This window comes from Terriglobia bacterium (assembly GCA_020072565.1).
In the GTDB taxonomy this organism is placed as follows: Bacteria; Acidobacteriota; UBA6911; order UBA6911; family UBA6911; genus JAFNAG01.
Genome location: JAIQGI010000011.1, coordinates 127,393 through 138,382, shown reverse-complemented (window position 1 = coordinate 138,382; position 10,990 = coordinate 127,393). Strand labels below are relative to the sequence as shown.

The window sequence follows — 10,990 nt, the reverse complement described above, 5'->3', positions numbered from 1 at the left end:
CGTCCGATGAGCCAGGTGCGCCATGAGCGGGGCGGGACGTACTCCTCCGCCCGCCGCTGCACGGCCGCGCCATTCTGCTGATCCAAGGTTGCCATAGTGTTCCCAGGCAATCCGAAAGCGGGCTATTGTATCGCTCCGGGCAGAGCGCGTCAAAATTACATTTGGGCTGATCTGTCTTGCGCCCGGAAGGGAAGTCCTCGTGAACAAGGGGATGTTCCGAATTTCCGGATGGTGCCGGCACTCTTGCCGGGCCGACGAAGGAAATACGGAATGCCCCCTCTTCAGCTAGCAGGCGCGGAGCACGGTGATGAAATATCCGCCCGCCTTGTCACTCTCGTCCTCGGATTGATGATAGACGTCCTCCATCACACCGGAACGATAGTAGCAGGAGGCCACAACACGGAACCACTGATCCGGGACGATGCCGTTCACCTTGTGATCGAGCGAACCCTCTTCGAACTCAGTGCGCAGCAGCTCGAGCTCGGGCAGCTCCTCACGGCGTACATTGCCATACTCCACCCGCACGCAGGTAGCGCCGCGATTCAAGAGCCGGCGTATGTTAAGCGCGACCAGCCTGTCTCTGATCAGGGCGGCGCAGATGGGTTCAGATTCGTCCTCTGCGCCGGCACTCTCAGGAGCGCGGCGATCAGCCAGTTCCCGGGCCAACACACGGTCGTTGCGGCTGAGCTGGTGAGCGCACGGGTTGCCATTCTCTTCTGCAGAACATGGCACCATGTTGGGAAAGGCGAACACCACGAGGTCCGCAACCGCCCGCGGAAGCTCGAAATCGGGGAGCAGCGTCTCGACCAGGGTAACGTGGGGCGAGGCGCCGTTTCCCTGGCGAACCAGGCGCTTGCGGGCCATGCCAAGCAGGAACGAGGAGCCGTCAACGCCCATGAGGCGTGATGTGGGGAAACGCTCCTGGAGCCGCGACAGCAAATTTCCAGCGCCGCAGGCATAATCCACGATCACACGCGGCGTCCGCGAGAAGGAGGATCGGATGAAGTCGGCGATGTTGCGATAGGCATACCTGTGAATAGAATTTGCAGACTGGCGGTGCCACCAGAGGCCTACTTTCTCGTTGTAGGCGACAATCCCGCGGCTGAGCTCATGGTCGAATGCGATCTTCTCTGTGTTCATGCGCTTCCCATGTGGCGATCATGTTGCCTTTCTGCGGATCACAGAACAGGCAACAATGACTCGAATGCGAAAGCGGCCCGGAGAACACGAACTTCGTGCTCCCCGAGGTCCCTGTTAACAGGTGGGAAAAATGGCCGGATTTAGCGGGCAGACCCGCGGACGGCATCGCGAAGTTGGATGCCTTTTTCCTTGATCCGGTCGAGCAGGTGCCTGGCCCAGCGGAACTCCGTCGAGAGAAGCGCCAGTCCGACTGCGATCGTGACCCAGCCCGGGCCGGGTGTGACCAGCATGACCAGTCCTGCGAGAAGGAGCGCGAACCCGATCACGATTTTCGCGATTCTCTTGGTAAGGCTGAAGGCCACTCTTAACCCCCACCTGAGCTGCCGCCACGGGCAGCCTGGTGTATGTTAGCACTCCGCACCCGGCGATCCCATACCGGCCTGCGGAAGGTGCGGCGCTCGTGCCGGGGAGAATGAAGAGCCGCCATCTCAAAGCGTGGGACCCTTCCCTCGAACTTCGCCGCCCTCGATGCGTTCGGCGCAGCGGATGCAGTGGATCGCAAATGGCCGTGCCGCGAGGCGTGGAGCGCTGATCTCGCTGCCGCAGATTTCGCAGACGCCGTAGGTCCCGTCCTTGAGTTTCCTCTCAGCCTCAACCATCTTTGCGAGCTCTTCCTGGTGGATATCCACAATCTTGATACCAATGGTCTCCAGCAGGTCGACGAAGGACAGGTCTCCTGTGTCGAGGGCGTTTTCGAAATGACTGCTGTGTCCCTCGCCGAGCTTCTCAGACAGCTCGGAGTGGAGCGCGCTTTGCAGCTTTGCCCTTTCTTTCCGGAGTATCTCCTCCAGATTCTTCCGCCGGTTCTTTTTCTCTGCGGGCATCTTCATCCTCCCAGAAAGGTCCAGTTTATCGCAGCCACACTTAATTTCAACCAGGCGACTTGGAGTGAACCCTCGCCCCGGAACGGGTCTCTAATATGCTGATGACATGGATTCGAACAACGCCGCCCCAGGCCAGACGCATACACGCGAAAAAACAGGGTCAGCCGGGGTCATGCTGGGCTATGATGTGGGTGGCCTTCGAATCACCGACCAATAGAAAGGGGAGTTTTATGAAGCGATTCGTCATCTTGGCGGTCTGGCTATGCAGCAGCGGAATCTGTCTGGCGCAGGATTATACAGGGGAGCTTCAATTAACTTACCAGCGGGTGCAGAGCTTTACGTTCAACTCGGGATCTTCATTTTTCAACGTTGATGGGGCGGCTCTCAACGGCGGGGGTTTCGGTTTTGTATACAACATCACCAACAAGTTCGGACTGTTCCAGCAGATGGGCTTTTTCGGAGGCGTCGAGCAGAACGGGCTCAAGATACGCATGATTACCGAACTCCAGGGAGTGCGGCTCACTGCACACAAAGGACCGTTTGATTTTTATGCCAAAGGGGGACTCGGTTTCACGCGCTATGTCTTCGAGGTTTCCGGCGGGACCGCCGGAGTGGATTCCCACCTGGCCCTGGTGTACGGAGGTGGCACCGAATTCAGGATTCCTGGCGGCCTGTTTATGATCATCGATGCGTCGCGTCTGACCATGGGCTTGCCAAATCTGACCAATTTGCCGGGCCGTTCGAAATGGAGCAATTCGTTCCTGTTATCCACCGGAGTTGCCTTCCGTTTCTGACGCAGTGCCCGCTGCTATTGAAAACAAGGGGTGTGTCCCGGATGAAAGTAATCGCAGATCTTTGCGTTGTTCCCCTCGGCGTCGGTGTGAGCCTCGGGCGCTATGTCGCCGAGTGCGAACGTATCCTCAAGAAGGCCGGATTGAAGGTGAGGCTGCATGCCTATGGCACGAACATTGAGGGCGAATGGGACGAGGTGATGGCCGCGATAAAGGAGTGTCACCAGGCCCTGCACGCGATGGGAGTGCCCCGGCTCAGTTCCTCTGTCAAGCTGGGCACCAGGATCGACCGTGAGCAGACCATGGAGGATAAACTGCGGAGCGTCGAGGAAAAACTCTAAGGTCTCGTCAGCTTAAAACTGACTCTCAACGCTGAGGCCGCAGAGCGCGTGGAGGAACTCCTCTGTTTTTCTCCTCACATTCTGCGGTCTCTGTGTTGCGAGTCTGGTAGTCTCACTATCGCTAGCGGTATCCGGCTGCCTTGAGCTGCGCATCGCGCCTGGCCTTGAATTCACTGCCTGCTTTCCACTCCGGATATTTGGCTGCCTGTGCCACGCGGTAGCCGATCAGGCCATAAAACTGCAGATCCTGAACCGCACCGCTCATGTCCCAGTCGGAGCGCACGACATCCGCGGGCTTGTGATACACATTGGCGGTGTATTCGGCCTTGACCTTCTTGCCGTAATCGTCAGGCTTTCCGATGAAGTCGATCCCGCTGCCGCTGGCGAGGGCAGGCACGCCCTGCTTGGCAAAGGGGTAGTGATCGGAGCGGTAATAGGAGCCCTTTTCCGGCGTAGGATCGGGCTTGATGACGCGTCCCTGCTCGGCTGCCACCTGACCGGCATAATCGTCTAACTCCGAGTTCCCGAGACCGACGATGGTGACGTCTCTGGTTTTCCCATACACGTTCAGGACGTCCATGTTGATGACAGCAAGGGTCCTGGCCAACGGGTAAAGCGGTTTCTCGGCATAATACCCGGAACCGAGAAGCCCCTGCTCCTCGGCGGTTACGGCCAGGAACAGAACGGAACGCCCGGGTTGCGGTCTCACATTGTTGAAGGCACGCGCCAACTCGATCAGGCCGCCGATGCCGGTCGCATTATCCTGCGCACCATGGTAGATCTTGTCGCCGTTCACTTCGATTCCAATGCCAAGGTGGTCCCAGTGCGCGGTGTAGACGACATACTCTTCCTTCAGGCTCCGGTCACTGCCTTCGAGCTTGCCGACCACATTCCGCGACTGAATGGTCCTCACCTTGTTGTTCAGCGTGATGGAAGCGTTGACGCCGAAGGGCACTGGCCTGAAGCTGCGGGATAATGCCTGATTTTTGAGCGCGTCGAAATTCTTCCCGGCCATTGCGAACAGCGTCCTGGCCTGATCGAGGCTGATCCAGCCTTCGATTGAGACACGGGACATGTTCTTGTCTTCGGTGACCAGGTCGAACTGCTCGCCGATCTTGTTCTGCACCACCGCGAAGGGATAGCCTGCCGGCTCGGTTTCATGCACGATCAGAACGCCGGCAGCGCCCATTTTGGCGCCGGTCTCGTATTTGTAGCTCCAGCGACCGTAATAAGTCATCGCCCGGCCACCGAAGACCTTGTCGTCGAGCTTCGTCGGATCGTTCGGGTCCGGCACCGGCGGGTCACCGACCAGCATGACCAGCGTCTTTCCCTTCAGGTCCGCACCCTTGTAATCGTCCCAGGAGAACTCCGGTGCCTGCACGCCGTAGCCCACGAAGACCAGTTCCGAAGCCTGGAGTTCCGCGGTGTCGGCCACATGTTTGGTCCAGGCAACGAAATCGTCCTTAAACTTGAGCTTTTGTTCTTTGCTCCCCTTGTTGAAGGTGAGGGTGACGTTGGGGTCGGGAGTGATGCCGACGAGCGGAACGTTCTGCACCCAGGTTTTGTCGGGATTGCCGGGTTTCAACCCGGCCTTGCGAAACTGATCCGCTATGTAGGCCACCGTGAAGTCCTCGCCCTTTGAGCCTGGGAAGCGGCCCTGAAATTCATCGGAGGAGAGAATTTTGGTGTGCTCCAAAACGGCGTTGCCGTCGATCTGTCCGAATATTTCCGCAGGCGTTTTCGTGGCGGCGGGTGGCGTGGATCCCCCGCAGCCCGCCAGGGCCAGGGCGAGCACCGAAAGGGCCAGTGTGAGTGAGAATGACTTCATATTGATCTCCTTGGCATGCCGGATAAGCTAGATGTTTTGTGCTGATGTTGCAAGCGGTTTCCGGAAAGGGAACATCGGTGTCAGACCTGATACCGAGTCTTACTCGTACCCGTATTCTTTCAGGGTCTCTTCGTCGAAGCCCATGTAGTGGGCGATCTCGTGGACCAGGGTGATCTCGATCTCGCGCGCCAGCTCTTCTGCGTCAGGGAAGTCTGCCTCCAACGGTCCGCGATACAGGTAGATGAGGTCCGGTGGCTCACCCCAGTCATCGACAGCGCGCAGAGGCAAAGGTCTGCCGCTGAACAGGCCGTACAGAACTGCATCGCGTTCGCCCGCCACCTCCTCCATCAAGTCAGGATCCGGCCAGTCTTCCACTACGATCTCTATGTTCTTCATGGCGTCCAGGAATAGTTGCGGAATCCTGCCAAGTGCTTTTCTGACCTGGGCGTCGAACACGCTGCGCTTCATGAAGTCGCTTCCTGGTTTGCGGTTTGAGCGGTGATGAATATACCTCTGTTGCGTCGAAATTCAAAAGCGCCGGCCGGCTCGAATTCATTCTTGCTTAAGCATGGAACCCCGGCTTGTCTGCGGCACATAGGAAGCACGGGACTCCGTCGGTATTCACAAGTCTATGAGTCCTCGCCCTCATAATCTGTCAGAGAGATACCCGGCGTCAGCAACAAGGCATGACCGGCTGTGGGAAACTCGTGCACCCTGGCACGCGGGATCCGCGCGGCCATAAAACGCGCCTCCAGCACAGATGGCACCACCTTGTCACGCCCCGCAGCCAGAAGCACCGTGGGTACGGCGATCTCCACCAACCGAGGCCTCAAGTCGACCTCCCGGATCAGTTGCAGGCGCCGCCGATAGGCTTCCGGATCGACCTGCCTGATTATCTCGAGATAACGCTTGCGATCCTCTGCCGAAACTCCTTCCCAGAGCAGAGTGCGATCGGCGATGAGGTCCTTTACACCCTGGGCTGCTTTGAGCAGCAGCAGCGGAGTGAGTGCATGCGCCAGACGAAGGCGTAGCCGCCGGCGATAATAGGGGAAAGCGTTCACCAGGACCAGGCGGCGCACCCGTTCGGGATAGTGCAGAACGTAGTTCAGGGCTACGAGCCCGCCGAAGGATTCGCCGACAACCAGGATGGAACCCGGCGCTTCGCCCGAGGTCGCCGAGGCCAGTTTGTGGGTGAGGCCGGCCAGGTCGAAATCCGTGCCCGGCCCATAGTTCCAAGGGCGGACCCGATATTTGCCCGCCAATGCCTCCAGTTGCCGATAGAAGAGGTTGCCCGTGCCGTCCAGTCCCGGTATGAGCAAGGCGAGTGGTTTCGCATCGGTCATCCCTTCAACCATCATAGCTCCTCATTCCGAAGTGGGGTGATATCTGCTAAATTCAATTTTTGGGCTGTTTTTTGATTATCGCAGTTGCTACCCCCCGTTGGGCGTATCATCACGGCTACCTGCAACTATACAGGGGTCAACTCGAGGAGAGAAGGTGCCGGATCCTTCCGCGAAAAAGACTGCTCTGGCGCGCACCTTGCGCACGACCGAATACTTCACGCTCGCCTTCGGAACCATGGTGGGCGTGGGGTGGTTGATTGTCATCGATGACTGGCTCGGGCGCGGAGGGCCTGGCGGGGCCATGCTCGGGTTTCTTCTCGGCGGCCTGGCTCTGGTGCCGATCGCGTTCGTCTACGGCAAGTTCGTCCGCGCAATCCCCGATGCCGCCAGTGAACTCGCCTACGCGACCACCGTGTTTCCCGCTTCCGTCGGGTATTTCGCCGGCTGGCTCATGACCCTGGCCTATCTGATCGTCTGCCCATGGGAAGCGGTCGCCATCGGGAAAGTGGTGTCCTACCTCCTGCCTGCGCTCCAGACATGCGAGATCTATCGGGTCGGAGGCGTACCCGTCTACCTTCCTTCGTTGCTCCTGGGGCTTATGACAACCGCGTTCGTTGTCATTTTGAATTACCGCGGCATCAGGTTGAGCGCGCGTTTCCAGAACCTGATCACGTTCGCGTTGCTGGCGCTCTTCGCCGCCTTCACGATGACGGGATCGACGCGGGACCGGGTCGACAACCTGCGGCCTTTTTTCAGCCGCAGCCTGGACAGTGGCTGGGCCGGCGTCGTGATCTCGATCGTGATGGTCCTCCAGATCGTGCCCTATTTCATGACCGGCTTCGAATCGGTTCCGAAGTGCTCCGAGGAGGCGCGCGAGGGCTTTAACCCGCGCGGCTTCATGCGCGCCATTTTTCTGGGGCTCGGGACAGGAACCGTCTTCTATGTAGTCATCATTGGCGTAGTCGCAGCCCTGGTCCCCTGGCAGACTTTGACCAACGAGCGCTATGCCACGGCCGTGGCTTTCAGGCGTGCCTTCGGCTCGGATTTTATCGTCCGGGCAGTCATCCTGGCAGCTCTGTTGTCTCTGCTGAAAGTTTTCAACGCCAACTTTCTCACCGCGTCACGCCTGATTTTCGCCCTCGGCCGGCGCGAAATGATCCCGGCGCGAATGGGCAGGGTCCACCCGCGTTTTCAGTCACCCCATCAAGCCGTGCTTTTTTGCGCCGCGGTGACCGTCGCAGGCGCGCTGCTCGGCGAGTCCATTCTGATTCCCGTGACGGAAGTGGGTTCGTTGTGCTCCGCGCTGGGATGGCTGGTCACCTGCGTCGCTTTCATCTTCTGGCGCGGCGCGGAACCGGGGGGCGTTCCTCAAAAGCGCAGGGAGATTGCGATCGCAGGTGCCGGCGGGGTGGTGGCGATTGCGCTCCTGTTGCTGAAGCTCCTCCCCTTCGTTCCGGGAAGCTTCCGCCTGTGGGAGTACCTGTCGCTGGGAAGCTGGATCGCGCTCGGCGCAATGCTGTGGCGCCGGCCTCGAAAAATACAGGATCTCAGCGTGCCATGACTGTGATTTCTATGCACTGAGGAGCAAGCACAAGCATGGAGGTTGGATATGGTCACATTCGATGATGTCGCATCCGCGGCGCGCTGCATCGCAGGCGTAGCCCATCGCACTCCGCTCGCCACGTCGCGTTTGCTTGACGGGGTTTGTGGCAACCAGATGTTCCTGAAGTGCGAGAACCTGCAGCGCGTGGGTGCTTTCAAATTCCGCGGCGCATACAACGCCATCAGCCGTCTGCCGGAGGCCGACCAGGCCCGGGGAGTGGTTACCTACTCCTCCGGCAACCATGCCCAGGCAGTCGCGCTCGTGTGCCGACTCCTCGGAGTGTCGGCCGCTATTGTCATGCCCGACATCGCACCCGCCATGAAGCTCGCGGCCGTGCGCGCCTATGGTGCCGAAGTCGTGCTCCACGATCCCGGAACTTCCTCGCGCGAGGCGGTCGCGCGCGCGCTTGCGGCCGAACGCGGGAGCACCATCATACCTCCCTTCGATCACGCCGACATTATCGCCGGGCAGGGGACGGCGGCACTCGAGTTGTTCGAGACCGCTGGGGTGCTGGATTACTTGTTTGTCCCGTGCGGAGGGGGAGGACTGATCAGCGGATCGGCTCTCGCCGCCCGCCGCCTGGCGCCGGCCTGTAAAGTAATAGGAGTGGAACCCGCGGCAGGCGACGATGCCACGCGCTCGTTCCATTCCGGCACGCTGCAAACCGTTCACAACCCGAACACGATCGCCGACGGCGCCCGCACCTCTTCCCTGGGACAACTCACGTACCCTCTCATTCGCCGGTACGTGGATGACATGCTCACAGTGGAGGATGAGGATCTGATCCGCGCCATGCACTTTGTCTGGTCACGGCTCAAGCTGGTTGTCGAGCCGACCGGGGTGCTCGGCCTTGCTGCCGTGTTCAATCATCGCCACCCGGTGGAGGGGAAGCGTGTGGGCGTGATCCTCAGCGGGGGCAACGTCGACATCGCAGCCGCAGCTCGCTGGTTCCAATCCCTGGATTCCGGATCTTAGATCCTGGATCTTGTCTTGCAGTCCGCGCGATATTGACCCGCCTTTTCCGGAATGTCGAAAAATTGGCTTAAGCCCTCCCGGCATCCTATATTTGAGTAAGCCGTTACTTACGGGGGTGCTGGGGATGGCATTCAGGCAGACGTCACGAATTTCCGCTGAAGACCGGCGCGGGCAGATCATACGGGCAGCCATGGGACTGTTCGCGCGCCGGGGTTTCGACGGTACCACCACGCGTCAAATCTCGAAGCGCGCGGGGGTGAACGAAGCCATCATCTTCCGCCACTTCCGGACCAAGGAAGGCCTTTATTGGGCCGTGATCGAAGAGAAATGCCGCCTCGCCCGAGGAAATGGGAACTTCAGGGGCCGGCTCAGCCGGAACGAGGATGACCGCCAGACGTTTGCCGCAATTGCAGAGGAAATCCTCCGTCGCAACCATGAAGATGCCACCGTGAGCCGGCTGTTGCTCTACAGTGCCTTGCAGAGGCACGGGCTGTCCCATCGATTCTTCAGGACGTACGTCGCCGATCGTTCCGAAATACTCGCCGAGCACATCCAAAAGCGCGTGGATGCCGGGCACTTCCGGCGCGTCGATCCGCTCCTTGCGGCGCGCAGCTTCCTCGGCATGGTGGTCTATCACGTGCTGATCGAGGAGCTTTTCGGCAAGGCGCGCTCCAGGCGTCTCGGTCCGCGCGCAGTCGGCAAGGCGCTCGCCGGCATCTGGCTCGAAGGGATGCTGACCCGGCCCGCCTCGGGCTTGCAGCGGAGAAACGGACCAGGACGTGATGCCCGGGAACAGCCGTTTTCGGGAGACGATGGGATTTGACTTTTGACGATGCCGAAGCGGCAGGTCAGGAGGGACTTGATTGACATGAACTGTTCATCGATCCAGCGATACAGGCCGCTGTTGAAACTTGTTTTTCTGGCGCCCTTTCTGGCGGCGGCGCTCATTCTCTCCGGCTGCTCGAAGGAAGCGGTCCAGGCAGAGAGGAGGATGGCGGTGCCGGTGCTGGTCGCCAAGGCGCAGACCAGGGACGTGCCCGTGCAGGTGACCGGGATCGGAACCGTGGAAGCTTACTCCACAGTTTCGGTGAAATCGCTGGTTGCCGGGGCGCTTGACGAGGTCGATTTTACCGAAGGCCAGGAGGTAAGGAAGGATGCGCTCCTCTTCACGATCGACCCCAGGCCCTTCCAGGCTGATTTGCAGCGGGCCGAGGCCAACCTGGCGCGCGACACCGCGCAGAAGAAACAAGCCGAGGCGAATGTAGCCAGAGATCAGGCTAATGCGCAGAACGCGGCCATTGAAAAACGCCGCTACGAAGTGCTCTATCAGAAGGGAGTCATCGCCAAGGAAGTCTTTGACCAGTACAGCACCAGCGCGGATGCTCTCGATGCGGCCGTGCGCGCTGATCAAGCGGCTGTGGAAAACGCGAATGAGGCGATCCGGGCGGATCAGGCTGCGATAGAGGAGGCAAAGCTCAATCTCGAATACTGTTACATCCGCTCCCCGCTCGACGGCCGCACCGGGGCAATTCTTGTCAAAAGGGGCAATATCGTCAAGGTCAACGATACTACCCTGGTGGTCATCAACCAGGTGCATCCCATCAATGTGGACTTCTCTGTTCCCGAGCGCGATCTGCCGGTCATAAGGCAATATGTCGCAAAAGGGAAGGTCCGGGTGGACGCGAACGTTCCCAACAGCGCCGGTGCTTCGGAGCAGGGAACCTTGTCTTTTATCGACAACTCGGTCAACTCCACCACCGGAACAATTCTGTTGAAAGGGATTTTTGAGAACCAGGCCGGGCGCCTGTGGCCGGGGCAATTCGTGAACGTGACGGTTACGCTCACGACCCAGCCGAACGTCGTCGTAGTGCCCAGCCAGGCGATTCAGACCGGGCAGGCGGGACAATATGTTTTCGTGGTCAAGCCCGATATGACCGTGGAATCCCGTCCCGTGATCGTGGGGAGAATCACCGGGGACCAGAGTGTCATCGAGAAAGGACTCCAGCCGCGTGAGACGGTGGTGACCGACGGGCAGATCCGCTTAGTTCCTGGCGCCCTGGTTCAAGTTAAAACAGCTCTGTAAGG

Annotated in this window: 12 protein-coding genes; 6 read left to right on the top strand and 6 right to left on the bottom strand. The window is 59.7% G+C overall.

What is annotated here, in order from left to right; all coding sequences use genetic code 11:
- Nucleotides 1-285: 285 nt before the first annotated feature.
- The 3 genes from LAP85_09035 to LAP85_09025 form a co-directional block, all read right to left on the bottom strand.
- A complete protein-coding gene (locus LAP85_09035; GenBank protein ID MBZ5496536.1) occupies nt 286-1,140 on the bottom strand; it encodes a class I SAM-dependent methyltransferase in 855 nt (284 codons plus the stop codon).
- Nucleotides 1,141-1,280: 140 nt separating this feature from the next.
- The gene (locus LAP85_09030; protein MBZ5496535.1) at nt 1,281-1,502 is read right to left on the bottom strand and encodes a PGPGW domain-containing protein; all 222 of its coding nucleotides are present in this window, start codon (nt 1,500-1,502) and stop codon (nt 1,281-1,283) included.
- 126 nt (nt 1,503-1,628) lie between these two features.
- Nucleotides 1,629-2,024, bottom strand: a complete 396-nt coding sequence (locus tag LAP85_09025; GenBank protein ID MBZ5496534.1) for a TraR/DksA family transcriptional regulator — start codon at nt 2,022-2,024, stop codon at nt 1,629-1,631.
- A 230-nt stretch (nt 2,025-2,254) separates the two neighbouring features.
- Between LAP85_09025 and LAP85_09020 the strand changes: the two genes are divergently transcribed.
- The gene (locus LAP85_09020) at nt 2,255-2,818 is read left to right on the top strand and encodes a hypothetical protein (protein MBZ5496533.1); all 564 of its coding nucleotides are present in this window, start codon (nt 2,255-2,257) and stop codon (nt 2,816-2,818) included.
- 41 nt (nt 2,819-2,859) lie between these two features.
- Nucleotides 2,860-3,156: an MTH1187 family thiamine-binding protein gene (locus LAP85_09015; protein ID MBZ5496532.1), complete on the top strand. Its 297-nt coding sequence runs from the start codon at nt 2,860-2,862 to the stop codon at nt 3,154-3,156.
- 121 nt (nt 3,157-3,277) lie between these two features.
- On the opposite strand, the gene LAP85_09010 is transcribed toward LAP85_09015, so the two are convergent.
- From LAP85_09010 to LAP85_09000, 3 genes are all read right to left on the bottom strand, one after another.
- On the bottom strand, nt 3,278-4,984 hold the full coding sequence (locus LAP85_09010) for a M28 family peptidase (protein ID MBZ5496531.1): 1,707 nt from the start codon (nt 4,982-4,984) through the stop codon (nt 3,278-3,280).
- Between the two features lie 99 nt (nt 4,985-5,083).
- Nucleotides 5,084-5,452, bottom strand: a complete 369-nt coding sequence (locus tag LAP85_09005; protein MBZ5496530.1) for a metallopeptidase family protein — start codon at nt 5,450-5,452, stop codon at nt 5,084-5,086.
- A gap of 161 nt (nt 5,453-5,613) precedes the next feature.
- Nucleotides 5,614-6,342 carry an alpha/beta hydrolase gene (locus tag LAP85_09000; protein ID MBZ5496529.1) on the bottom strand — a complete coding sequence of 243 codons (729 nt, stop codon included), beginning with the start codon at nt 6,340-6,342 and terminating at the stop codon, nt 5,614-5,616.
- A 139-nt stretch (nt 6,343-6,481) separates the two neighbouring features.
- Between LAP85_09000 and LAP85_08995 the strand changes: the two genes are divergently transcribed.
- From LAP85_08995 to LAP85_08980, 4 genes are all read left to right on the top strand, one after another.
- Nucleotides 6,482-7,888, top strand: coding sequence for an APC family permease (locus LAP85_08995; protein ID MBZ5496528.1), 1,407 nt, complete (start codon nt 6,482-6,484; stop codon nt 7,886-7,888).
- Between the two features lie 48 nt (nt 7,889-7,936).
- Complete coding sequence (locus LAP85_08990) at nt 7,937-8,905, top strand: threo-3-hydroxy-L-aspartate ammonia-lyase (protein ID MBZ5496527.1); 969 nt, start codon at nt 7,937-7,939, stop codon at nt 8,903-8,905.
- A gap of 124 nt (nt 8,906-9,029) precedes the next feature.
- Complete coding sequence (locus LAP85_08985) at nt 9,030-9,728, top strand: TetR/AcrR family transcriptional regulator (protein ID MBZ5496526.1); 699 nt, start codon at nt 9,030-9,032, stop codon at nt 9,726-9,728.
- Between the two features lie 45 nt (nt 9,729-9,773).
- The gene (locus tag LAP85_08980) at nt 9,774-10,988 is read left to right on the top strand and encodes an efflux RND transporter periplasmic adaptor subunit (protein ID MBZ5496525.1); all 1,215 of its coding nucleotides are present in this window, start codon (nt 9,774-9,776) and stop codon (nt 10,986-10,988) included.
- Nucleotides 10,989-10,990: the final 2 nt, after the last annotated feature.

Excerpts from the sequence above, each read along its gene's own strand:
- LAP85_09035 (MBZ5496536.1), bottom strand. The coding sequence starts at position 1,140 with ATGAACACAGAGAAGATCGCATTCGACCATGAGCTCAGCCGCGGGATT.
- LAP85_09025 (MBZ5496534.1), bottom strand. The coding sequence starts at position 2,024 with ATGCCCGCAGAGAAAAAGAACCGGCGGAAGAATCTGGAGGAGATACTC.
- LAP85_09020 (MBZ5496533.1), top strand. The coding sequence starts at position 2,255 with ATGAAGCGATTCGTCATCTTGGCGGTCTGGCTATGCAGCAGCGGAATC.
- LAP85_09015 (MBZ5496532.1), top strand. The coding sequence starts at position 2,860 with ATGAAAGTAATCGCAGATCTTTGCGTTGTTCCCCTCGGCGTCGGTGTG.
- LAP85_09010 (MBZ5496531.1), bottom strand. The coding sequence starts at position 4,984 with ATGAAGTCATTCTCACTCACACTGGCCCTTTCGGTGCTCGCCCTGGCC.
- LAP85_09005 (MBZ5496530.1), bottom strand. The coding sequence starts at position 5,452 with ATGAAGCGCAGCGTGTTCGACGCCCAGGTCAGAAAAGCACTTGGCAGG.
- LAP85_09000 (MBZ5496529.1), bottom strand. The coding sequence starts at position 6,342 with ATGATGGTTGAAGGGATGACCGATGCGAAACCACTCGCCTTGCTCATA.
- LAP85_08990 (MBZ5496527.1), top strand. The coding sequence starts at position 7,937 with ATGGTCACATTCGATGATGTCGCATCCGCGGCGCGCTGCATCGCAGGC.
- LAP85_08985 (MBZ5496526.1), top strand. The coding sequence starts at position 9,030 with ATGGCATTCAGGCAGACGTCACGAATTTCCGCTGAAGACCGGCGCGGG.
- LAP85_08980 (MBZ5496525.1), top strand. The coding sequence starts at position 9,774 with ATGAACTGTTCATCGATCCAGCGATACAGGCCGCTGTTGAAACTTGTT.